Here is a 23,411-nt window from a genome sequence, read left to right as displayed (position 1 = left end):
GAATTGTCCGAGTCGGCGCTCCCCGCCGACCCGCTCGCCCTGTTCGCCGCCTGGTTCGCCGAGGTGCACGCCTCGGGGCTGGCCGAACCGAACGCGATGATCCTCGCCACCGCGTCCGGCGACGGCGTCCCGAGCGCCCGGACCGTCCTGCTCAAGGGCTACGGGCCGCAGGGCTTCCGGTTCTTCACGAACCTGACGTCCCACAAGGGGCGCGACCTCGCGGAGAACCCCCGCGCGGCGCTGGTGTTCCCGTGGCATCCGATGTACCGGCAGGTGCGGGTCGCGGGACCGGTCCTCGAGCTCGCGCGCGAGGAGTCGGCCGCCTACTTCCGAACCCGCCCGTACGGTTCGCGGATCGGCGCCTGGGCGAGCGAGAACCAGTCCGGCGTCATCCCCGGCCGCGAGGTGCTGGAGCGCCGCTACGCCGAGGCGGCCTCGCGCTGGCCGGATCCGGCCTCCGGACGGCCCTCCGGCGCGGCGGAGGCGGACGCGGCCGACGCCGTCCCGCTGCCGGACTTCTGGGGCGGCTACCGCGTCGTCCCCGAGTCGATCGAGTTCTGGCAGGGCCGCCGCGACCGGCTCCACGACCGGATCCGGTACCGCCGGACGACCCCGGGAGACGAGAGGGGATGGGTGGCGGAGAGACTGTCTCCGTGACAGCGGAACCGCCCGGGACGGCCCGCCGCAGGCGGCTGCGGAGGCTCGCGATCGACACCCGCCCGCTGGGCCACCCCGCCTACCGGCGGCTGTGGCTGGGGCAGGGCGTGTCGTTCGTCGGGTTCCAGGTCACCGCCGTCGCGGTCCCCGTCCAGGTCTACGACATGACCCGGTCGTCGGCCTGGGTGGGCGCCCTCGGCGTCGTCAACCTCGTCCCGCTGATCGTGTTCGGGCTGTGGGGCGGCGCGGTGGCCGACCACATGGACCGGCGCAGGCTGCTGCTCGCCTCGTCCTGCGTCATGTGGGCGGCGACGCTGCTGCTGCTCGTCCAGGCGCTGCTGGGCGTGGGCAGCCTCGCGCTGATCATGGCCGTGGTGGCGGTCCAGGCGGTCGGCTTCGCGGTGTCCTCGCCGACCCGCAGCGCGATCATCCCCCGGCTGGTCGACCGGCCGCTCGTCCCGGCGGCCAACACCCTCAACTTCACCGCGAGCCAGTTCGGGATGCTGGCCGGGCCGCTGTTCGCCGGCGTCCTGCTCGCCCACTGGCACTACGCGGCGGCCTACGCGCTCGACGCCGTGCTGTTCACCGTGGTGCTGTACGCGGCGCTGCGGCTCCCGCCGATCCCGCCGCTCGGCGAGATGACCGGCACGCCCGGCCTGCGGTCGGTCTTCGACGGCCTGCGCTACCTGGCCACGCAGCCGGTGCTCCTGATGTCGTTCGTCGTGGACGTCATCGCGATGGCGGTCGCCATGCCCCGCGCCCTGTTCCCCGAGGTGGCCGAGACGCGGTTCGGCGGCGAGGGCGCGGTCGGCTACCTGTTCGCCGCGATCGCGGTCGGCGCGTTCCTCGGCGGGCTGTCGTCCGGCTGGATCGGGCGGGTGCACCGGCAGGGGATCGCGCTCGTCGCGTCCATCGCCGTCTGGGGGCTCGCCGTCGCGGCGTCCGGGCTGGCCGGCCATCTCTGGCTCGCGGTGGCGCTGCTCGCCGTCGGCGGCGCGGCCGACCTGGTGTCGTCGGTCTTCCGCCAGTCCATGCTCCAGACCTACGCGCCCGACCGGATGCGGGGACGGCTCCAGGGCGTCTTCACCGTCGTCGTCGCGGGCGGGCCCCGGCTCGGGGACGTCCGGGCGGGGGCGACCGCGAGCGCCGTGGGCGCGACCGCCTCGTGGGTCGGCGGGGGCCTGGCCTGCGCCGCGCTGGTCATCGCGGTGGGGTTCGCCGTCCCCGCCCTGCTCCGCTACGACACCCGCACCGCCGAGACCGTCACGGCCGAGGCGGTGGCGGCCGAGCGCTGAGGCCGCCGGAGCACCGAGGCGCCGGGCGGGTGTCAGCCGAGCGCCGAGGCGGCGATCTTCAGGTCCTCAAGGAGGCCCTGGTACACGGCCTCGCGGTCCTCGGCGCGCAGGACGGCCGACGGGTGGATCGTCGCGAGGAGCCGCGGTTCGGCCGCACCGGGCGGCTCGTCCCCGATCTCCCGCCCGGCGGCCGGGGTGCCGAGCGTCTCCAGGTCGGGCATCGGGAGCAGCCGCCCGCGCTGCCTGGTCACCCGGAACGAGGAGCCGAGCAGCGCCTTGCCCGCGGTCGCCCCCAGTGCCACGACGACCTCCGGGTCCAGGAGCCGCAGTTCCGCGAGGAGCCAGGGGCGGCACGCTCGCATCTCGCCCGCGTTCGGCGTCTCGTGGATGCGCCGCTTGCCGCCGCCCTCCGGCTTCTTGTACTTGAAGTGCTTGACGGCGTTGGTGACGTAGACGTCGCCGCGCTCGATCCCGGCCTCCTCCAGCGCCTGGTCGAGGACGCGCCCCGCGGGGCCGACGAACGGGTGGCCCCTGCGGTCCTCCTGGTCGCCGGGCTGCTCGCCGATGAGCACCATCCGCCCGCCGGGGGAGCCCTCGCCGAAGACGGTCTGCGTGGCGTTCCGGTAGAGGTCGCATCCGCGGCACCCCTCGGCCGCCCGGCGCAGGGCGTCCAGGTCGGCCCGCCCCTCCGGGGTCCCGGGCAGGAACGGTTCCGCGTCTTGGGAAGGTTTCGCGTTCATCTTGCGTTGCCCCGTACCCGGCTTGACGGGGATATTCGCGGGACCCGGCGACGTGGGGTCCGAGCAAGTAGACTCTTGCCCATAAGACTGGAGGGAGCTGTGACCTCACACGGCCTGATCGACACCACGGAGATGTACCTCCGGACGGTCTTCGAGCTCGAAGAGGAGGGGATCATCCCCCTCCGCGCGCGCATCGCCGAGCGGCTCTCCCAGAGCGGCCCGACGGTGAGCCAGACGGTCGCGCGGATGGAGCGCGACGGGCTGCTGCGGGTCGAGGGCGATCGGCACCTCGAACTGACCGAGAGCGGCCGCGGTCTGGCCACGCGCGTGATGCGCAAGCACCGCCTCGCCGAATGCCTCCTGGTCAACGTCATCGGACTGCCCTGGGAGGACGTCCACATCGAGGCGTGCCGGTGGGAGCACGTGATGTCGGAGGACGTCGAGCGCCGCCTGGTCGCGCTGCTGGACAACCCGACCACCTGCCCGCACGGCAACCCGATCCCCGGCCTCGACGAGCTGGGCGGGCACGGCGACGACGCCGACGAGGCGCCGCTGGCGGTGATGACCGCGGTGGCGAGCCCGCAGGGCGCGGACGTGGTGATCCGGCGGATCAGCGAGCAGGTGCAGAGCGACAGCGACCTGATGCTTAGACTCAAGCAGATAGGGATACAACCGGGACGAGAAGTGATTCTCCGGGCGACCGACGACGGGGTGCGGGTGATCGGTGACGACGAGGACGACAGTCCCGCGACGGAACTGCCGCGCGGCATCGCCGAGCACGTCTTCGTCAGCAGGCGCTGACACGGTCCGCGTGTGCACCCCCGCCTCGACGGTCTATACCGAAGATCTCCATAACATCGCGTCTTCCGGGCGTATCCCGACGGCGGGTTCGTCGTTCAATACGACGAGGCGACCACGTAGGACGCCCGCGCCGCGACGTGCGGTGATCAACGGGGCGAGGATCGGGACGGGTATCGGGATGGGGAGATGAGCCACTGGGGGGAAGCGCCTGACGAGGCGCACCTGCCGCCCGAGACCGTCCTCGCGCAGATGGAGATGGCGGTCATCGTCTGCGACCGCTTCAGCAACATCATCTACGGCAACGCCTTCGCCCGGCAGCTGTTCGGCTTCGGCGGAGACGCGTTCATCGGCCACTCCATCCTGTCGCTCGGCATCGCCGAGGAGGACCACGAGCAGGCGACCGAGCTCGCCAGGCACGTCCTCAAGGGCGGCGTGTGGGAGGGCACCTTCTGCAACCTGCGCGCCGACGGCACCACGGTCTACACGCGCGCGCACGCCGTCCCGCTGCGGCACCCGTCCGGCGCCGTCGACGGAGTGGTGATCTTCGCGCGCGAGGCGCTGCGCTCCAACCAGCGCGAGCAGGACCGCTACGGCCTGATGGAGCGCATCGGCGAGCGGCTCGCCGGGTCCCTGGAGCTGGAGAGCACCCTGCGCCGGGTCGCCGACACGCTGGTCCCGCAGTTCGCCGACCACTGCTTCATCGACCTCTACAGCGGCGACCGCCTCTACCGGCGGGTGTCGCGGCACGCGGGCGACTGGGAGCCGCCGCCCGGCACGTGGGCGGAGGTCGGCGAGCCCGTCTCCTACCCGCCCGGCCACTTCAGCGCCAAGGCGATGGACCGCCGCGACGCCGTCCTCGTCGAGGACATGATCCAGCACCGGTTCACCGCGCCGAACGAGTCGTCCCAGCGGCTCGGCCACGAGATGGGCATCACCTCGGTGATCTCCGCGCCGCTGCTGGTGCGCGGCGAGCTGCTCGGCGTGATGAGCCTGGCGCTGTCGAACCTGTCCAAGCGGCCCGACCCGCACTACGACGGCTTCGACCGCGACCTGCTCGGCGCGATCGCCAGCCGGGTCGCGCTCGCCGTCGACAACGCGCTGCTGTTCGAGGAGGAGCGCGAGACCGCGCTCGCCTTCCAGAAGCACCTGCTGCCCGGCGACCGGCCGCCCCGGCTGGACGGCCTGCAGATCGCCTGGCGGTACGAGCCGGCCCGCCCGCTGGAGTCGCACGGGCACGGCATCCAGACGCAGGTCGGCGGCGACTGGTACGACGTCATCCCGCTGTCGGCGGGGCGCGTCGGCCTCGTCATCGGCGACGTCGAGGGCCGGGGGGCGCGCGCCGCCGCCGTCATGGGCCAGCTCCGCGCCGCGCTGCGCGCCTTCGCCCAGGACGACAAGCCACCCGCCGACATCCTGCGCAAGCTCGACGAGTGGGTCCGCACGATGACGCGGCCCGAGCGGATGCGGTCCGGCTGGAACAGCGACGACCTCGTCCGGCCGCCCCTGGTGTCCTGCACCTACTTCGTCTACGACGCGTGGTCGCGGGTCCTGGAGTTCGCCAACGCCGGGCACGACCCGCCCCTGCTGGTCGTCGACGGCGAGGTCAGCGAGCTGGACTTCGAGAGCGAGGGCGGCATGCTCGGCCTGCGCGCCCCCGGCATGGGCGGCGAGCTCCTCTTCAACGAGGAGTCGGCCGAGCTGAAGCCGGGCTCCACGCTCGTCCTCTACACCGACGGCCTGATCGACCGGCGCTCCAAGGACGACGGCGACCACTACACGCGCGAGGAGGCGCGGGAGATGGTCCGCGCCGCCGTCGCCGAGGTGGCGCACGGCGGGGTCGAGGCGATCGCCAACGCCGCCTACGACGCGGTGCCCGGCGACATCGACGACGACGTCGCGATCGTGGTGATCCGCACCGCCGCCGAGGAGCTGGCCGTCGAGGAGCGCACCTTCACCGCCGAGCCGATCATGGTCTCGGAGGCGCGCCGGATGGCCGCCGACGCGTTCGCGGCCTGGGGGATGCTCGACGAGCAGGCCGAGCTCGCGTGCCTGCTGGTGTCGGAGGTCGTCACGAACGTCGTCCTGCACGCCACCTCCACGCCGACGCCGCGCCGCGAGATGGTCGTCCCGGTCCCGGCCGGGCCGCCGGGCCGCGGCGGCGAGCCGCTGGGCGCGCCGCCGCCCGTGCAGTTCAACACCGACTTCGGCGCCCTGGACGGCGACCCGTTCGAGGGCGGCGCGTTCGACGAGGACGACTGGAACCTCGGCGCCGACCTCGGCCGCCGCGAGCCGCCCACCAAGGAGTTCCGGCTCCGGCTGCGGCGCGGCGCGGGCGCGATCTGGGTCGAGGTGTTCGACTCCGACATGCGGCTGCCGCGCATCCGCAGCGCCGGCGAGACCGACGAGGGCGGCCGCGGCCTGTACCTCGTCGACCAGCTCGCCACCCGCTGGGGCGCCCGTCCGACCGCCGACGGCAAGGCCGTCTGGTTCGAGCTGCCGCTGAACCCGGGATGAGCCGGTGCGCGCCTGGGTGGTCGAGAAACCGTCCCCGATGGCGACGGGGCCGCTCCGGCGCGCCGACCGCGAGGTGCCCTCGCCCGGCCCGGGCGAGCTGCTGGTCCGCGTGCTCGCGTGCGGCGTCTGCCGGACCGACCTGCACGTCGCCGAGGGCGACCTGCCCGTCCACCTGCCGGGCGTGACGCCGGGCCACGAGATCGTCGGGGAGGTCGTGTCCGCCGGCCCCGGCTGCCTGCACGGGCCCGGCGACCGCGTCGGCGTCGCGTGGCTGCGCGGGACGTGCGGCGCGTGCCGGTTCTGCCGCCGAGGCGCCGAGAACCTGTGCCCGTCCTCGGTCTACACCGGCTGGGACGCGCACGGCGGCTACGCCGAGTACGCGCTCGCCGTCGACGCCTACACCTACGCGCTGCCCGCCGAGCTGGACGACGTGCGCGCCGCCCCGCTGCTGTGCGCCGGGATCATCGGGTACCGGGCGCTGCGCCGCGCGTCCCTGCCGCCGGGCGGCCGGCTCGGCATCTGGGGGTTCGGCGGCTCGGCGCACCTGGCCGCGCAGATCGCGCTCGCCGAGGGCGCCGACGTGCACGTGTTCACCCGCAGCCCGGCCGCCCGCGAGCTGGCCCGCGAGCTCGGCGCGTCCTGGGCGGGCGACTCCTTCGACGCCGCCCCCGCCCCGCTCGACTCGGCGATCATCTTCGCGCCGGCGGGCGAGCTCGTGAACGCCGCGCTCGAACGGCTCGACCGCGGCGGAACCTGCGCCGTCGCGGGCATCCACCTGAGCGACGTCCCGCCCCTGGACTACCAGCGGCACCTGTTCCAGGAGCGCCAGGTCCGCTCGGTGACGGCGAACACGCGGGCTGACGGCGAGGAGTTCCTGACGCTGGCCGCGCGCCTCGGCGTCGCCGTCACGACGCACGCCTACGGCCTGGACGACGCGGACCGCGCCTTGGCCGACCTCGCCGGAGACCGCTTCACCGGCGCGGCCGTGTTGGTCCCCTGACCCTCCGCATCCTCCGCGAGCGGCACCTCTCACCTGGCATTCGCCGGCGGGGCGAGCCCTATTGACACCGCGTCTCGCATGCCGTTGGATCGCTCCATACTCGCGAGTAGCCTACTTCGGTCAGGCCGACTCGGGAGGCCCCCCGCCGCGTTTCACTCCTGCGAGAGGACCCCCGTGTCGTCAATCATCAAGCGGCTGGCCGCACTGTCCCTGTCGGCGGGCCTCGCCGGCACCGCCCTGGCCACCGCCCCCGCGGCGTCCGCGGAGCCGACCCCGGCTCCGAGCGCCCAGACGACCGCTGACGCCCCGCCCGCGACGCTGGACCTGTCGGACTGTCCCGACGTCCTGCCGGTCGGCGCGGACCCCGCGAACTGGTACTGCAACGTGCTGGTGACCAACGGCGGCAGCATGAAGATCGGCAACATCGACCAGCAGATCACCGCGCCGATGCGGATCACGCTGCTGGCCGGCTACGACCCGAAGACCGGCGCCGAGATCTCCAAGTTCGTGAAGATGCGGAGCACGGCGATGAGCGTGGCCGGCGGCGCCCTCGGCGTCCCCGGGAGCGAGAGCATCCCGCTGCTCGCGCTGAAGGTGAAGCCCCAGTACGCCGGGAAGATCGACATCGACATCCCCAACCGCAAGACCCGGCTGGACCTGAAGCTGAAGCTCATCAACCAGCTGCTCGGCGACACGTGCTACGTCGGGTCGAACGCGGCGCCGATCACTCTCAACCTGGACCTTCCGGACATCACGGGGGCCTCGGGGCCGGACGGCACGTTCTGGGTCAGGATCAGGGCCACCGACGACACGTTCGCCGTGCCGAAGACCACCGGGTGCGGGTTCGCCGCGCCGATCGCCGACCTGCGCGGCGGCCTGCCGTCCGCGTCCGGCAAGAACCACGCGGAGCTGATCTCGTACTTCGGCGGCAAGGGGTACTCCGAGATGTACCCGACGATGGGCATCCGCAAGAAGTGACGGCTTGACGCCGGCGAACGGGCCCGCGCCGTGCTCCCCGGCGCGGCCCTTCGCGTTGCTAGATGGGTTCCGCGGCGACGTGGGCCCAGGACTGGGTGAACCAGAGTTCGCCGCCGATGACGCGCGGCTTGGCGCCGGTGCGGGGACCGCCGTCCACCTCGTCGAGCATGGCCTCGCGGATGCGGTCGGCCGCGGCGTCGTCGCGGGCCCCGGCGAGCCACGGCTCCACGGGACGCTCCACGGTGAACACGTCCAGCCGCCGGATGCTCCCGCCCGCCGAGGTGATCATCTCGGTGAGCCGGGCGATGGACGGGGTGCCGGGGTGGTCGGGGTCGCGGAGCCGCTCGATCCGGTCGCGCTCGGGTCCGGAGAGGTTGCCGCGGACGAGGTCGGCGATGACCACCCGCCCGCTCGGCCGGCACACCCGCAGCAACTCCCGCAGCACGTCGTCGGGGTCGCCCAGGGTGTAGAGCGAGAAGCGGGCCGTGACCAGCGAGAACGTGTTGTCCCTGTACGGCAGGGCGGTGGCGTCCGCCTTGACGGGGTCGCGCCGGGCCGGACCCGCCGGGCGCGGCCGCGGATCCTCGCGCGTCACGGCGGCCGGGGGGCGGCGGGCGCCGTCGCCGCCGTCCTGGCCGTCGCGGGCGCCGTCCGGGTCGCGGGTCCCGCCGGTGATGCGGACCGGGCCCGTCCCGAACTCCACCGTCTCCATGCGGGCCGACCTGGCCGACGTGGACGCCGCCGTCACGGGCGTCGCGTCCACCGCGGTCATGTGGCGGACCTGCGGCCCGAGCGCGGCGGGCATCGGGCCGCGCCCGCGCGCGACGTCCAGGCACACGTCATCGGGACAGGGTTCGACGAACTCCAGCAGGCGCCTCAGATGCGGGGCGATCGTGCCCCCGGTCTCCTGGACGGCGGTCGCCGGATGCGGCACGGGTGCTCTCCCTCGGCTCGGCCGGCTTCGCCGTACGGGGTTCCGTTCGCGTCCGCCGCGCAGGCGCGGGCCGGGGGAGCCCACCCGCCAGAGGTGGGCGCGTCGGCGTCGGCGGGACGTCGAACGGGCGTGAAGCCGGTTTCGCCAGTTATGACTCCCGGTCGGGCCGGGAGGTTCGGAACGGCCGCGAAAAATCCGTCCGCCGTCCGGCCCGCGCCCTTCAGTTCCGCAGGTGCTCGCCGTACAGCGTCAGGACGACGATGACGAAGACGATGATGACCGCCATCCGGCCCGGCATGGGAAGCCGGAGTCGCATCGCGGCCCAGCGCACGCAGAACGCGGCGAGGAGTGACACGACGATGAGAGCGAGGATGCCTTCGTCCATGGCCGCCTTCGTTCCGGGGGGATTGCCGCCTCTTTGAACCATAGACGGGTAAGGAGGGGGTTACCCGCCGGTCGGGGGGTGACGGTCGGCCGATACTCTCACCTTTGTGGCAGATGCTAAGGAAACAGACGGCCGGGACAGGGTCGACGAGATGGCGGCCAACCTGGCGCGCGGCCGTGTCGCGCTCGGGCTCGCGGCGCTCGCGGTGCCGAGGCTGACCGTGAAGCTGATGGGGCTCGGCGGCGGCGCCGACCCCGGCCGCGACCTCATGGTGCGGATGTTCGCCGCCCGGGAGATCGCGCTCGGCGCGGGCTACCTGCTCAGCGGCGACGACTCGGGGCGCCGGCTGTGGGCGCGGATCGGCCTCGCCGTCGACTCGATCGACCTGGTGAGCGGGCTGAAGACCCGCAAGGGCCTGCCGCTGTGGGTGACCGCGGGAACGGCGGGGGTGGCCGGCGGCGCGGCCGCGATCGGCGCCGCGAAGGTCGGCCGCGACCTGGTGAGCTGACCGCCTCCCCGGCCGCCCGCACGGGCCGCGTGATCCCGTTCGGCTCGTGGGTAGGCATCCCCGCACGCATCCGGCACAGGGACGGCGGCAGGGGACGGCGGCAGGGGGAAGACGGGCATGACGGCGACGGCGGCGCGGGACGAGCGGGCCATGCCGAAGGGCAGGGAGCTCTACGTCGTCCTCGGCGCCCTCATGCTCGCCATGCTGCTGGCGGCGCTGGACCAGACGATCGTGTCCACCGCGCTGCCGACGATCGTCAGTGAGCTCGGCGGGCTCAACCACCTGTCGTGGGTCGTCACGGCGTACCTGCTCTCGGCCACGGCGTCGACGCCGCTGTGGGGCAAGCTCGGCGACCAGTACGGCCGCAAGCGGCTGTTCCAGGCGTCGATCGTCATCTTCCTGATCGGCTCCGCGCTGTGCGGGCTGTCGCAGAACATGACGGGCCTGATCGTGTTCCGCGCCCTGCAGGGCCTCGGCGGCGGCGGGCTGATGGTGCTCGCCGTCGCCATCGTCGGGGACGTGGTGCCGCCCCGCGAGCGCGGCCGCTACCAGGGGCTGTTCGGCGCGGTCTTCGGCGTGGCCAGCGTGTGCGGCCCGCTGCTCGGCGGCTGGTTCGTCGACAACCTGACGTGGCGCTGGGTGTTCTACATCAACCTGCCCATCGGGGTGGTGGCGCTGGCGGTGATCGCCGCCGTCCTGCACGCGGCGGGCGAGCGGGAGCGCCACCGCATCGACTACCTCGGCACGCTGCTGATCGTCGGCTGGGCCGTCGGGCTCGTGCTGATGACGACCTGGGGCGGGACGCGCTACCCCTGGCTGTCCGCGCCGGTCATCGGCCTCGCCGCCGGCTCGGTGGTGCTGATCGCGCTGTGGCTGCTGGTGGAGCGGCGCGCCGCCGAGCCGGTCATGCCGCCGGCGCTGCTGCGCCATCCGGTCTTCGCGCTCGGCGGCGCGATCAGCTTCGCGGTCGGCTTCGCGATGTTCGGCGCGCTGACCTTCCTGCCGATCTTCCTCCAGGTGGTGCACGGCGTCTCGCCCACGCTGTCCGGCGTCTACCTGCTGCCGATGATGCTCGGCATGCTGCTCAGCTCGATCGGCTCCGGGCAGCTGATCACCCGGTTCGGCCGCTACAAGATCTATCCGATGGTCGGCACGCCGATCATCGCGCTGGCGCTGTACCTGTGCTCGGCGCTGGACGAGAACTCCACCACCCTGAGCATGAGCCTGCGGTTCGCGCTGCTCGGCTTCGGTCTCGGCCTGGTCATGCAGGTGCTGGTCATCGCCGTCCAGAACGCGGTGGCGTACGAGGACCTGGGCTCGGCGACGTCCGGCGTCACCTTCTTCCGGCAGATCGGCGGGTCGTTCGGCGTCGCGGTGTTCGGCTCGGTCTTCAGCAACCAGCTCGCCGGGCATGTGGCGGATCTGGCGCGGGTCCTGCCGCCGGGCTTCGATCCGGCGGCCGTCCAGGGGAACCCGGGGCTGCTGGACCGGTACCCGGCCGCGGTCAAGAACGCCGTCCTGCACGCCTACGCGGAGTCGATCGACTCGGTGTTCTTCTGGGCGGTGCCGGTGGCGGCGGTCGCGTTCGTGCTGACCTGGTTCCTGCGCGAGGTCCCGCTGCGGGCGACCTCGCGGACGCCCGACTACGGGGAGGGCTTCGGCGCGGCGCCGACCGTCCGCTCGTCCAGGCACGAGATGGAGCGGGCCCTGAGCAAGCTGATGCGCAAGGACGCCAGGGCCTTCGAGATGTACGACCGCCTCGCCGCGCACTCGGGCGTCTCCCTGCCCGCGGGCAGCGTGTGGGCGCTGTGCCGGATCGCCAGGGACGGGACGGTCACCGGCCGGGAGCTCGCCGAGCGCGCGGGCGTCCGGGCCGAGCAGGGCCGCCCGTACGTCGACCGGCTCGTCGACGCCGGTTACGTCCTGCGGCGGGAGGGCACTCTTACCGTGACACCGTCGGGGCGGGACGCCGCCGAGCGCCTGTTCGCCGTCAGGCGGGAGGGGCTCGCCCGGCATCTGGACGGCTGGGCCCCCGAGGAGCATCCTGAACTCGCGGACGTCCTCTCGCGGCTGGCGGAGGAGTCCCTCGGCGACGAGGCGGACGGCGAGGTCCTGGGTCCCGGAACGCGGCCCGCGGAGCGGGGAGCGTAGGCTCCCCCGAGACCCAGCTCACATAGCGTTGCGCCGTGAGCGATGTAATCTCATACTGACTAACCGAATCACACTCGGTTTCGGGACGGAACCCCAATTTTTGGAGGCGTAGTGGCCGAGGCGTACATCGTCGGCGCGGTCCGTACCCCCGTCGGTACCAAGAAGGGCGCCCTCAAGGACGTCCACCCCGCCGACCTCGGGGCCCACGTGCTCAAGGAGCTCGTCAACCGCACCGGGGTCGACCCCTCCGCGGTCGAAGACGTGATCATGGGCTGTGTCATGCAGGTCGGCCCGCAGTCCCTCGACATCGCGCGCACCGCGTGGCTGTCGGCCGGGCTGCCGGAGAGCGTGCCCGGCGTGACCATCGACCGGCAGTGCGGATCGTCCCAGCAGGCGATCCACTTCGCCGCCCAGGGCGTGCTGTCGGGCACCCAGGACCTCGTCGTCGCCTCCGGCGTCGAGCAGATGGCGATCGTCCCGATGGGCTCTTCCGTGGCCATGGCCATGGAGAAGGGCATGCCCTTCCCGTACGGCGAGGGCTGGGCCGAGCGCTACGGCATGCAGGAGATCTCCCAGTTCCGCGGCGCGGAGCTGATGGCGGAGAAGTGGGGCCTCAGCCGCGAGGACATGGAGAAGTTCGCGCTGGAGAGCCACCAGCGCGCCGCCAAGGCCATCGAGGCCGGCTACTTCGACCGCGAGATCGCCCCCATCGCCGGGCTGTCCAAGGACGAGGGCCCCCGCCCCGACACCACGCTGGAGAAGATGGCGGGCCTGAAGACCCTGCGCGAGGGCGGCCGGATGACCGCCGCCGTCGCCTCGCAGATCTCCATCGGCGCCTCCGCCGTGCTGGTCGCCTCCGAGGAGGCCGTCAAGCGGTACAACCTCACCCCGCGCGCCCGCATCCACACCCTCGCCGTGTGCGGCTCCGACCCGGTCTACATGCTGACCGGCCCGATCCCCGCCACCGAGAAGGCCCTGGACCGCGGCGGGCTGAAGATCGACGACATCGACGTCTTCGAGGTCAACGAGGCGTTCGCCCCGGTCCCGATGGGGTGGGCGCACGACACCGGCGCCTCGCTGGAGAAGACCAACCCCAACGGCGGCGCGATCGCCCTCGGGCACCCGCTCGGCGCCACCGGCGGCATCCTGATGACCAAGCTGCTGCACGAGCTGGAGCGCACCGGTGGCCGCTACGGCCTCCAGACGATGTGCGAGGGCGGCGGCCAGGCCAACGCCACCATCATCGAGCGCATCTGAGTCCACCGGACCGCCCCCTGGAGCCCGCTCCAGGGGGCGGTACCGTTCGGGGATGGGCGGCGACATGTACGAGACGATCCTGTATTCGGCGGACGAGCGGATCGCGCGGATCACGCTGAACCGCCCCGACGCCCGCAACGCGCTCAGCGACCGGATGATCGGCGAGCTGCTCGACGCGTTCGACCGGGCCAAGGCCGACCCCGACGTCCGGGTGATCGTCCTGACGGGCGCCGGCGACCGGGCGTTCTGCGCGGGCGCCGACCTCGGCGGCCTCGGCGAGGCGCAGGCGGACGGCCGCTCGGTGGCCGACGCCGCCGCCATCCGCGAGAGCGCCCCCTTCCGCCTCTTCACGGCCTTCCCCAAGCTCGGCAAACCGATCATCGCGCGGCTGGCCGGGCACGCCGTCGCGGGCGGCCTCGGCCTCGCCGCCGCCTGCGACCTGGTGATCGCGGCCGACGACGTCAAGCTCGCCACCCCCGAGGTCAACGTCGGCCTCTGGCCCATGATGATCATGGCGATCATCAACCGGAACGTCGCCCCGAAGCACGCCTTCAAGCTCTACTACACCGGCGCCCGCGTCACCGCCGCCGAGGGCCGCGACATCGGCCTGGTCACCGAGGTCGTCCCGCGCGCCGAGCTGGACGCCCGGGTGGACGAGCTGGCCCGCGTGATCGCGTCCAAGAGCCCGGTCGGCCTGCGCCGCGGCCGCGACGCGTTCTTCGCCATCGAGGGCCGCCCGCTGGAGGACCAGGTCGCCCACCTGCTGTCCGAGCTGGTCGAGCTGACCGCCACCGAGGACGCCAAGGAGGGCATCACCGCCTTCCTGGAGAACCGCCCCCCGGACTTCCAGGGCCGCTGAACCGCCCGGCCGGTCCGGGTGTGTGACACTTCGGGCCATGGAGATCGGGGAGGCCGTCCGGCGGATGGGGCTGGCGGACACCTACAGGGACCGGCACTGGGGCGGGGCCGTCAAGGTGACCGACGACACCGTCCAGAAGGCGGAGCCCGAGTGGCTGGAAGGGCTGCTCGCCGCGCTGCTGGAGGTGGAGAAGCCGACCTACCCGATGCGCTACGGCTTCGAGGCCGCGTTGCGGCGGCTGGCGGGCGCGCCCGGGGACGCGGGCCGTGTCGCGAGCGTCCGCGCACTCGCGGCCAAGGGGCGTGCGTGGTGCGGCGACCTCCGCTACGACCTGCCCGAGGTCGCCGAATGGCTGGCCTGCGCCCAACCTCCCGAGCATCTCCTCGCGGTCTTCGACGATGCCGAGGCGTCGGACGAGCTCGCGGCCTGCCTGCTCCAGGAGACGGCCCTGCGCTACGACGCGACGTCCGCCGAGGGGTTCGCCGAGCGGCTGCGGGCCGCCGGGCACCCGCTCGCGGAGCTCCCCCTGCGGCCGGCCGAGGCCGAGCGGCGCCACGGGCTGCCCCGGTACCCGGGTACGCTCCCGGCGGGCTGGCGTCCGCCCGGTGAGGCCGCGCCGGGGCCCTCCGGCCTCGACATCGAAGTGACGGCGGTCGACTGGCTCGAAGCCCGGCGGGCGCTGGGCGCCTACCGCAACTGGCCGACGGGCGAAGAATGCCTGGAGGCCGGTCTGTTCCAGTTGGACCGTCCACTGGCTCCCGCCGACCTGGGCGCCTCACTGGTCCGCGCCCTTCCGGCCCTCAGCACCCGCTCCGGTGTCACCGGAGTGCGGCGGGTGACGACTCCCGACGTCCTGCGGGAGCTCTTCTACGGGGCCGGGTCCGGCGGCGCGTACGGGCCCCGCATGCGCGCGGGCGACGCGCGCAGAGCGTCGTGGGAATCGCTGGCGGGCCTGGTCGGCTTTCCCGGGGACGACTTCACGGCGGTCGAGCGGGCCGCCGACCGGTGCGCCTGGCTCTTCTACGGCTCGGACTGGCACATGCGGGTCGCCGAACCGCTGGACGTCGGCATCGCCGTCCTGCGTCCCGACCGCCGGACGGTGGCGGTCCTAGCCGCCACCGACTCCGACTGACCCGCGGGCGGCCTAGGAAACCGGGCCCGATCACCGGCGCAACCGCACGTCAGCGGGACCCGGCCGGTCAGTGGACCTGGCGGTCCATTCCGGCCCAGTACGGCTTGCGCAGCTCGCGCTTGAGGACCTTCCCGGTGGTCGACAGGGGGAGGGCGTCGACGAACTCGTAGCTGGTGGGCGTCTTCCAGGCGATCAGCGGCTCGCAGTGCCGCTGGAGCTCGTCCTCGCTCGCCGTGCGGCCGTGCTTGAGGACGACGACCGCGTGCACCTTCTCGCCCGGCTTGTCGTCCGGGATGCCGATCACCGCGACCGCGGCCACCGCCGGATGGGACGCGACCGCCTGCTCCACCTCGGTGGAGTAGACGTTCCAGCCGTCGACGTTGATCACGTCCTTGATCCGGTCGACGATGTGGAGGTAGCCGTCCTCGTCCAGGTATCCGCCGTCGCCGGTGTGGATCCAGCCGTCCCGGAGCGTCCGCGCCGTCTCCTCGGGCTTGTTCAGGTAGCCGAGCATCAGGGCGCCGGTGCGGACGATGATCTCCCCGACCGCGCCCTGCGGCAGGTCCGCGCCCGCGTCGTCGACGATCCGCACCTCGGCGCCGATCGCGGGCCGCCCCGCCGAGCGCAGCTTGCGGCCCGCGACGTGGTCCTCCGGCGGCAGCAGCGTGGCGAGGCCGAACTCGTTCATTCCGTACCACTGGTGGAAGGCGGCGTTCGGGAACGCCTCCATCACCCTCCCCAGGAGGGCCTCGGTGATGGGCGCCGCGCCGTAGGCGATGCTCAGCATGCTGGACAGGTCGCGCGCGGCGATGCCGGGGTGGTCGACGATCTGCTGCAGGGTGCCGGGGGCGAACGGCGCGTGCGTGACCCTGTGGCGTTCGATCGCGTCGAGGAGCCCGTCGACGTCGGTCGTGCGCGGGACGACGGTGAGCCCGCCCCACATCCCCTGGACCAGCCAGGTCACCAGCATGGAGATGGAGGAGAAGTTCGACGTGATCAGCATGTGCCCGCCGGGGAGGCCGTGGCACGGGACCCTCGCCGGCATGGTCATCGCCGAGTGGACCAGGCGGCCGTGGGCGACCACGACGCCCTTGGCGCGTCCGGACGTCCCGCTGGTGTAGACGATGCCGGCGGGCGCGTCGCCGCCCCGGCGGGCGTCCTCGACCGGCTCCGTGCGCGAGATGAGCTCCTCGAACCCGGGCATGCCGTCCGGCGCCGGCCCGTCGCCGACGTGGACGACCTCGCGCAGCTCGGGGCAGGCGTCCCTGATCTCGCCCAGGCGGTCCAGGAACGCGTCGTCGACGAAGAGGATCCGGGTCCGCGACTCGGCCAGCGCGTAGATCATCTCCTGCGTGCTCCAGGCGGGGTTGACCGGGTGGAACACCCCGTCCGCCCACGCCACGGCCAGGAAGAACTCGAGGTAGCGGTCCGAGCCGAGGGCCAGCATCCCCACGGGTTCGCCGCCGCCCGCGCCGCGCTCCCGCAGGGCCCCGGCGAGGCGGGCCACCCGGTCGGCCTGCTCGCGCGCCGTGCGGAACCGGTCGCCGTAGGCAGTGACCGGCTCGTCCGGAGCGAGTTGCAGGGCCCGGTGGACGATGTGGGTGATGTGCACGGGGTCTCCTCCGAATGGCGCGTGATCAGCTCGTTCCCGCGGACGCGGGTGCTCGGACGGCCGCCCGGCGGAAGACGGTCAGGGCCGTGACGAGCATGAGCAGCGAAAGGACCAGGGCGCCGGTGAAGGCCCCGGCGAGCGACTGGACGCGGCTCCCGTCCACCTCCTCGTAGACGGCGACGAGGACGGCGATCCCGAGCGGCCCGCCGACCTGCGTGGTCTGGATGAGGCCGGACGCGCCGCCGTGCTCGCCGGCGGGCAGGCCGGTCATGGCGATCGCCGTCGCCGCCACCGACACCAGCCCGTGGCCCGCGCCGAAGAGCAGCACCGGCCCGAGGATCGTGGACACGTAGGTGCTGGCCGCCGAGATCTGCGTCAGCCACGCCATCCCGATGACGGTGAGCACGGACCCGGCAGCCATGACCTTCATCGGGCCGACGCGCGTCAGCAGCGACGGCACGGCCCTGTTCGCGGCGATCACGGTGAGCGTGGTGGGGAGGAAGGCCAGCCCGGTCTCCAGCGGGCCGTACCCGAGGACCCCCTGGACGTAGAGGGTGAGGAAGAACATCATGCCGCTCATCGCGGCGGTGAGGAGCAGCCGCATGACGCAGGCCCCCGCGCGGTTCCGGTCGCGCAGCAGCCCCAGCGACATGATCGGCTGCGGGGCCCGCGCCTCCACGGCGACGAACAGGGCCAGGAGGACCGCCGCCGCGGTGAGCGCGGCGGCGACCGGGCCGTCACTCCAGCCGGACTCGGCCGCGCGCACGACCCCGTAGACGAGGAGCGTCATCCCGGCGGTGGCGGTGAGCGCCCCGGCCGCGTCGAAGCGGCCCCTGATCCGCGGGGACTCGTGGAGGCACCATCGGGAGAGCGCCACCACGGCGGCCCCGACGGGGACGTTGACGAGGAACGTCCACCGCCACGTCCCCCACTCGATCAGCAGCCCGCCGGCGACCAGGCCGAGCAGCATGCCGACGCTGCCGGCGCTCGTGGTGACGGCGTAGGCCCGGTTCCTGGCGCGGTCGTCGGGGAACCCCGTCGAGATCAGCGCCAGGGAGGCGGGTCCGGCGAGTGCGGCCCCTGCTCCCTGCCCGGCCCGCGCGAGGAGGAGCAGTTCGGGGTTGACGGCCAGCCCGCCGAGGAGCGAGGCGGCGGTGAACAGCGCGGCCCCCGCGGTGAAGACCCGCCGGTGCCCGAGGATGTCGCCCGCTCGTCCGCCGAGCAGCAGGAGGCCGCTGAACACCAGCGTGTACGTGTTGACCACCCAGGAGAGCTGGGCCGCGGACGTGTCCAGGTCCCGCTGGATGCTGGGCAGGGCGACGTTGACGATCGTCAGGTCGAGCAGCAGCATCACCTGGCTCGCGGCGAGGAGGCCGAGCAGCAGAGCACCGCGAGTAGGTGCGTATGTCGGCATCGCCGGAAGCGTACCCCGGCTTTTTGATCAAGGAAACCCGTCCGAACGGCGCGCGTCGCACCCCTCGCCGGGCGGGCTCCCGGCCTCGCGGCGGGTGGTGGTCGAGGACGGCGCACCCGGGCTGCGCGGGTCCGATTGCGGTGGGTCTCGGCGGGGTTGGGGTGGGCTTTACCCGCCTCGGGGAAAAGGGGCGATGTGGGGGCATGGTTCACGCGCGAGATCGCGGACGCCGGGCGGCTCCGGCTGTTCTGCTTCCTCGTGGCGTTCATCCTGGCCTTCCTGTTCATCCGGTTCAGCGTGCGGATGATCCGGCGGCAGGTGCGGTGGTGGCCCGGGAACGTGACGCCCGGCGGGCAGCACATCCACCACGTCGTGTTCGGGCTCGTGTTCATGTGCGTCGGCGGCGTGGGCGGGCTGGCGGTGCAGGACGGCACGTCCGGACTGGCGGCGGCCGCCGCGGGCGTGTTCGGGGCGGGCACGGCGCTCGTCCTGGACGAGTTCGCGCTGGTGCTGCACCTCCAGGACGTCTACTGGAACGAGCAGGGCCGGTTGTCGGTCGAGGTCGTCTTCATCACGATCGCGCTGTGCGGCTTGATGCTGCTGGGCCTGCGGCCCCTGGGCGCGAACGACGCCGCCGGGGACGGGGTGTGGGGGATCGTGGGCGTCCTGCTGTTCAACCTGTGCGTCGCGGTGATCGCGCTGCTCAAGGGCAAGGTCTGGACGGGCGTCATCGGCCTGTTCATCGGCCTGGTCGCGATCATCGGGGCCGTCCGGCTGGCCCGGCCGGACTCGCCGTGGGCCCGGCGCCGCTACGCCGAGGGGTCCCGCAAGGAGCGGCGGGCGCGGATCCGGGAGCGCCGGTACCGGCTGCCCGTCCAGCGCTTCGGGGACTGGCTGAGCGACCTCATCGCGGGCCGCCCGTCCGCGAAGTAGCGGGCCGGGACACCTTGATCGAATTTTCTCGGCGGAGCGCGAACTCCGGCGGGGGGCCGGACGTCTGACTGTCCGGTGGCCGTGGACATCGGGGGACCACGGCCACCCTCCGAGACTCCCGTTGACGGCGCGGGGGCGGGCGGGCACCGTGAGGCGGGCGACCCGAGAGGAGCCCCCCATGGCGCCGTTGGACGGACTGCGCGTCCTCGACCTGACGATGTGGCGGCCCGGTCCCTACGCCACGCAGCTGCTCGCCCAGCTCGGCGCGGACGTGATCAAGGTGGAGCCGCCCGGCGGGGAGCCGATGCGGATGTTCCGCGACCACTTCGACGTCCTCAACCGGCACAAGCGCGGCATCGTGCTCGACCTGAAGTCCGCGGACGGGCTCGCCGCGCTCAGGGAGCTGGCCGGTGACGCCGAGGTCTTCGTCGAGGGGTTCCGTCCCGGCGTGGCCGAGCGGCTCGGCGTGGGCCACGGGACGCTGAGGGAGCTCAACCCGCGGCTCGTCTACTGCTCGATCTCCGGGTACGGGGCCGAGGGGCCGCTCGCGGACGTCCCCGGGCATGACATCAACTACCGCGCCTACGCGGCGGCGCTGCCGCCCGACGCGGTCTCCCCGGAGGCCGACGAGCTGCCCCTCGCGGACATGGCCGCCGCGACGATGGCCGCGTTCGCGATCACCGCCGCCTGCCTCAAGGCCCGCGCCACCGGGGTCGGCGACCGCATCGACCTCGGGATGGCGGACGTCCTCGCGCACTGGGTGGGCACCGTCCCGGCCGCGACGCGGCGATCGGGGGTCGGGCCGGTGCCCGGGTACGGCGTCTACCCCACGAAGGACGGCCAGAAGATCACCCTGGGGGTCGTGTCGGAGGAGCGGCTCTGGGCCGCGACCTGCCGCGCGCTCGGCATCGGCGAGCACGCCGGCGTCCCGTTCGCCGAGCGGCTCCAGCGGATCGGCGAGCTGGACGGCGCGGTCGCCGCCGCGGTCGCGGGGCTCACCCGGGCGGAGGCCATCGAGCGCCTCACGGAGGCGGGGGCTCCGGTGGCGCCGCTGCTGTCCCGCGCCGAGATGCTCGAACTCGATCACTTCCGGTCGCGCGGGGTCCAGGACGAGGGGCCGGTGCGGACGGCCGTCCATCCGCCCCTGGCGGGGGGAGCGGCCCCGGAGCTGGACGAGCACCGGGGCCAGATGTGGCGTCTCACGGAGTGATATACGGGTGGGATTGTCCGATCTGTTTGGCATGCTTGGTACGTGAACGCGCGCGCGATGAGTTCCGTCCTGATCGGCAGATCGGCCGAGCTGCGGCGGCTGCGGGACGCCCTGTCCGCCGCGCCGGGCGCCGTGCTCCTCGGCGGTGACGCCGGGCTCGGCAAGACCCGCCTGATCAGGGAGTTCGCCCGGGAGGCCGACGCCAGGACGCTGGTCGGCGGCTGCCTGGAGCTCGGCTCCGACGGCCTGCCCTTCGCACCGTTCACCACCGTTCTGCGCGGGCTCGTCCGCGACATCGGCATCGACGGCGTCGCCGGGCTCGTCCCGCGCGGCGACACCGGCGCGCTCGCCCGGCTGCTGCCCGAGTTCGGCGAGCCGGAGAGCGACTCCGCGTCCGGCGAGGAGCGCGCCCGGCTGTTCGAGGTCGTGCTGGCGCTGCTGGAGCGGCTCGCCGAGCGCGGCCCCGTCGTGCTGGTCATCGAGGACGCCCACTGGGCCGACCGCTCCACCCGCGACCTGCTGGCCTTCCTGATCCGCAACCTCGGCACGGCGCCGCTGCTGATCGTCATGACGTACCGGTCGGACGAGCTGCACCGCACCCATCCGCTGCGCACGCTGCTCGCCGGGCTGGAGCGCCTCGAACGCGTCCGCCGGGTGGAGCTCGGCCGGCTGGCCCGCCCCGACGTCGCCGCGCTCGTCACCGAGCTGCTCGGCCAGACGCCGCCGCCCGGCCTCGTCGAGCGCATCGAGGCCCGCAGCGAGGGCAACCCGCTGTTCATCGAGGCGCTGCTCGACGACGACGGCACGCTGGCGTGCGAGCTGCCGGAGTCGCTGCGCGACCTGCTGCTGGCCGGCGTCCAGCGGCTCCCGGAGGAGACGCAGGAGGTGCTGCGCGACGCCAGCGGCGGCAGCACCCGCATCGAGCACGCCCTCCTGGCCGTCGTGTCCGGGCTCGACGACGCCGCGCTGACCCGCGTCCTGCGGCCCGCCGTCGCCGCGAACGTCCTGGTGGTGGACGGCGACGGCTACGCGTTCCGGCACGCCCTGATCCGCGAGGCCGTCCACGACGACCTGCTGCCGGGCGAGTACACGCGCCTCCACACCCGCTACGCCGAGGCCCTGGAGAAGGAGCCCGGGCTCGTCCCGGCCGGGCGGCTCTGGGTCGAGCTGAGCTACCACTGGACGCAGGCCCACGACAGCACGTGGGCGCTGGTCGCGTCCTGGCGCGCCGCGGGCGAGGCCCGCAAGGCGGTCGCCTACGCCGAGTGCCTGGCGATGCTCGAACGCGTCCTGCAGCTCTGGGACAAGGTCCCCGACGCGGCCGAGCGCATCGGCGCCGACCACATCACGGTCCTGGAGAGCGCGGCGAACGCCGCCGAGCGCGCCGGGGAGTACGACCGCGGCATCAAGCTCGTCACCGCCGCGCTGAAGGAGGTCGAGGCCGCCGACGGCGAGCGCGACACCGCCCGCTGGGCGGCGCTGCTCGAACAGCGCGGCCGCATGCGGTACCAGGTGGCGCGCCCGGGGTTCGTCGAAGACCTGCGCGCCGCCGTGGAGGCTCTGCCGGTCGAACCGCCGAGCATCCTGCGCGCCCGGGCGCTGTCCACGCTGGGCAACTACGTGCGCATCACCACCTCCATGGACGAGGCCCGCGAATCTGCACTGGAGTCGCTGGCCATCGCGCGCGCCCTCGGCGACCCCGTCGCGGAGAGCGAGGCGCTGATCACGTTGTTCTGCGCCCACACCGACTACGAGGACGAGGGACGCCTCACCGTGATCAGGGAGACCGCCGAGCGCAGCGGGGACTTCCAGGTGCTGCTCCGCTACTACGTGATCCAGTCGCACTTCCTGGAGGGCGTCGGACGGCACGAGGAGGCCGCCGCCATCGCCGGGCGCGGCACGGAACTGGCCCGCGAGCACGGCGTGGCCCGCACCCAGGGAACGTTCCTGTCCATCAACCAGGCGGAGCCGCTGGTCTCACTCGGCCGGTGGGACGAGGCCATGGCCGTCATGAACCACGCCATGGAGCAGGACCCGGCCATCACGACGCGCACCTCGCTGCTCGTCCTGTCCGGCTGGGTGGCACTGGTGCGCGGCGACCTCGCGACGGCCAAGGAGCGGCTCGCGCAGTCGCGCGAGATCATGAAGCTCAGGCTGAAGTGGCGCAAGACGCAGGACTACTTCAGCACCCTCTGGCTGGACGCGAGCATCGCGCTAGCCGAGGGGCGCGCCGAGGCCGCGCTGGACACGCTGGATCCCGTCCTCGAACTCGTCGGCCTGCCCGACGACGCCCGCTACGCGTGGCCGGCGCTCGTCGTCGGGGCGGCGGCCTGCGGCGAACTCGGCGACGCCGCCGAGGACCGCCTGCGCCGGCTCGAGAAGCGCGCCGCCGGCCTCGGGGCGAGCGGTCCGCTCCAGCACGCGCACTGCCGCACGTTCGCCGCCGAGCTGGCCCGGGCGCGGGGCATCCTCGACCGGGCCGCCTGGGAGGAGGCCGCCGCGGCGTGGGAGGCGCTCGCCAACCCGTACTACCGGGCGCGGGCCCTGTCCCGCGCGGCGGAGGCCGCGCTCGCGGCCGGCGACCACGAGGCCGCCACGGCGGCGCTGCAGACCGCCGCCGAACTCGCGGACGGGCTGGGCGCCCGGCCGCTCGCGGAGGGGATCGCCGACCTGCGGCGCCGCACCCGGATGCCGCGCCGCGGCGACGCCTCGGCGCCGCTCGGGCTGACGCCCCGCGAGTTCGAGGTGCTGCGCCTGGTCGCCGAGGGCCGCAGCAACCGCGACATCGCCGAGGAGCTGTTCATCTCGGTGAAGACGGCCAGCGTCCACGTGTCGAACATCCTCGGCAAGCTGGAGGTGGCGAGCCGCGGCGAGGCCGCCGCGACCGCGCATCGGCTGGCCCTGTTCGCCACCCCGAAGGTCGGCGCCTGAGCCGCGCGCTCGGCTGATTCACGGTGGGGAACCTCCCCTCCCGGATTCCCCACCGCGAACCGTCGGACCACACGGGAATTTCGTGGCTGGCCCTTCGGGG

The 23,411-nt window shown here is 73.4% G+C and carries 19 protein-coding genes; 14 read left to right on the top strand and 5 right to left on the bottom strand.

Annotation, left to right across the window (positions count from 1 at the left end):
* Positions 1–3: 3 nt before the first annotated feature.
* Together pdxH and ABWI07_RS37755 are read left to right on the top strand one after the other, a co-directional pair.
* Complete coding sequence (pdxH, locus tag ABWI07_RS37760) at positions 4–657, top strand: pyridoxamine 5'-phosphate oxidase (protein ID WP_235037019.1); 654 nt, start codon at positions 4–6, stop codon at positions 655–657.
* Positions 654–1,952, top strand: coding sequence for an MFS transporter (locus tag ABWI07_RS37755; protein WP_353821470.1), 1,299 nt, complete (start codon positions 654–656; stop codon positions 1,950–1,952). Before pdxH ends, ABWI07_RS37755 begins: the two co-directional genes overlap by 4 nt.
* 32 nt (positions 1,953–1,984) lie before the next feature.
* Here ABWI07_RS37755 and ABWI07_RS37750 read toward each other — a convergent pair whose 3' ends face one another.
* Complete coding sequence (locus ABWI07_RS37750; RefSeq protein ID WP_149261188.1) at positions 1,985–2,692, bottom strand: UdgX family uracil-DNA binding protein; 708 nt, start codon at positions 2,690–2,692, stop codon at positions 1,985–1,987.
* Positions 2,693–2,791: 99 nt separating this feature from the next.
* Between ABWI07_RS37750 and ABWI07_RS37745 the strand changes: the two genes are divergently transcribed.
* The 4 genes from ABWI07_RS37745 to ABWI07_RS37730 all read left to right on the top strand — a co-directional run bounded on the left by ABWI07_RS37745 (position 2,792) and on the right by ABWI07_RS37730 (position 7,985).
* A complete protein-coding gene (locus tag ABWI07_RS37745) occupies positions 2,792–3,493 on the top strand; it encodes an iron-dependent transcriptional repressor DtxR (RefSeq protein WP_149261187.1) in 702 nt (233 codons plus the stop codon).
* 186 nt (positions 3,494–3,679) lie between these two features.
* Positions 3,680–6,007, top strand: a complete 2,328-nt coding sequence (locus ABWI07_RS37740; RefSeq protein ID WP_149261186.1) for an ATP-binding SpoIIE family protein phosphatase — start codon at positions 3,680–3,682, stop codon at positions 6,005–6,007.
* A gap of 4 nt (positions 6,008–6,011) precedes the next feature.
* Positions 6,012–7,007, top strand: coding sequence for a zinc-dependent alcohol dehydrogenase family protein (locus ABWI07_RS37735; protein ID WP_149261185.1), 996 nt, complete (start codon positions 6,012–6,014; stop codon positions 7,005–7,007).
* Positions 7,008–7,181: 174 nt separating this feature from the next.
* Complete coding sequence (locus ABWI07_RS37730; protein WP_149261184.1) at positions 7,182–7,985, top strand: hypothetical protein; 804 nt, start codon at positions 7,182–7,184, stop codon at positions 7,983–7,985.
* A gap of 58 nt (positions 7,986–8,043) precedes the next feature.
* On the opposite strand, the gene ABWI07_RS37725 is transcribed toward ABWI07_RS37730, so the two are convergent.
* Positions 8,044–8,919 carry a class I SAM-dependent methyltransferase gene (locus ABWI07_RS37725; protein ID WP_149261183.1) on the bottom strand — a complete coding sequence of 292 codons (876 nt, stop codon included), beginning with the start codon at positions 8,917–8,919 and terminating at the stop codon, positions 8,044–8,046.
* Between the two features lie 220 nt (positions 8,920–9,139).
* Positions 9,140–9,304: a hypothetical protein gene (locus tag ABWI07_RS37720; protein ID WP_200842050.1), complete on the bottom strand. Its 165-nt coding sequence runs from the start codon at positions 9,302–9,304 to the stop codon at positions 9,140–9,142.
* A 106-nt stretch (positions 9,305–9,410) separates the two neighbouring features.
* On the opposite strand from ABWI07_RS37720, the gene ABWI07_RS37715 reads away from it, so the two are divergent.
* The 5 genes from ABWI07_RS37715 to ABWI07_RS37695 all read left to right on the top strand — a co-directional run bounded on the left by ABWI07_RS37715 (position 9,411) and on the right by ABWI07_RS37695 (position 15,211).
* Positions 9,411–9,812 carry a hypothetical protein gene (locus ABWI07_RS37715; protein WP_235037017.1) on the top strand — a complete coding sequence of 134 codons (402 nt, stop codon included), beginning with the start codon at positions 9,411–9,413 and terminating at the stop codon, positions 9,810–9,812.
* A gap of 117 nt (positions 9,813–9,929) precedes the next feature.
* A complete protein-coding gene (locus ABWI07_RS37710; protein ID WP_353821469.1) occupies positions 9,930–11,963 on the top strand; it encodes an MFS transporter in 2,034 nt (677 codons plus the stop codon).
* A 111-nt stretch (positions 11,964–12,074) separates the two neighbouring features.
* The gene (locus tag ABWI07_RS37705; RefSeq protein WP_149261181.1) at positions 12,075–13,220 is read left to right on the top strand and encodes an acetyl-CoA C-acetyltransferase; all 1,146 of its coding nucleotides are present in this window, start codon (positions 12,075–12,077) and stop codon (positions 13,218–13,220) included.
* Positions 13,221–13,272: 52 nt separating this feature from the next.
* Positions 13,273–14,079: an enoyl-CoA hydratase/isomerase family protein gene (locus ABWI07_RS37700; RefSeq protein ID WP_200842049.1), complete on the top strand. Its 807-nt coding sequence runs from the start codon at positions 13,273–13,275 to the stop codon at positions 14,077–14,079.
* Positions 14,080–14,116: 37 nt separating this feature from the next.
* On the top strand, positions 14,117–15,211 hold the full coding sequence (locus ABWI07_RS37695; RefSeq protein ID WP_353821468.1) for a DUF6183 family protein: 1,095 nt from the start codon (positions 14,117–14,119) through the stop codon (positions 15,209–15,211).
* Between the two features lie 67 nt (positions 15,212–15,278).
* Here ABWI07_RS37695 and ABWI07_RS37690 read toward each other — a convergent pair whose 3' ends face one another.
* Positions 15,279–16,823 (bottom strand): AMP-binding protein, encoded by a 1,545-nt coding sequence (locus ABWI07_RS37690; RefSeq protein ID WP_353821467.1) that lies wholly within the window; start codon positions 16,821–16,823, stop codon positions 15,279–15,281.
* Between the two features lie 25 nt (positions 16,824–16,848).
* On the bottom strand, positions 16,849–18,237 hold the full coding sequence (locus ABWI07_RS37685; protein ID WP_353821466.1) for an MFS transporter: 1,389 nt from the start codon (positions 18,235–18,237) through the stop codon (positions 16,849–16,851).
* A 195-nt stretch (positions 18,238–18,432) separates the two neighbouring features.
* Between ABWI07_RS37685 and ABWI07_RS37680 the strand changes: the two genes are divergently transcribed.
* From ABWI07_RS37680 to ABWI07_RS37670, 3 genes are all read left to right on the top strand, one after another.
* Positions 18,433–19,170, top strand: coding sequence for a hypothetical protein (locus ABWI07_RS37680; RefSeq protein WP_353821465.1), 738 nt, complete (start codon positions 18,433–18,435; stop codon positions 19,168–19,170).
* Positions 19,171–19,348: 178 nt separating this feature from the next.
* Positions 19,349–20,380, top strand: a complete 1,032-nt coding sequence (locus ABWI07_RS37675) for a CaiB/BaiF CoA transferase family protein (RefSeq protein ID WP_353821464.1) — start codon at positions 19,349–19,351, stop codon at positions 20,378–20,380.
* Between the two features lie 42 nt (positions 20,381–20,422).
* Complete coding sequence (locus ABWI07_RS37670) at positions 20,423–23,311, top strand: helix-turn-helix transcriptional regulator (protein ID WP_305790873.1); 2,889 nt, start codon at positions 20,423–20,425, stop codon at positions 23,309–23,311.
* Positions 23,312–23,411 lie beyond the last annotated feature (100 nt).

The sequence above is a fragment of the Actinomadura sp. NPDC000600 genome (assembly GCF_040492135.1).
Lineage (GTDB): Bacteria > Actinomycetota > Actinomycetes > Streptosporangiales > Streptosporangiaceae > Spirillospora.
Note: the sequence above shows the minus strand (reverse complement) of the source record. Positions and strands in the feature narration are given on the sequence as shown.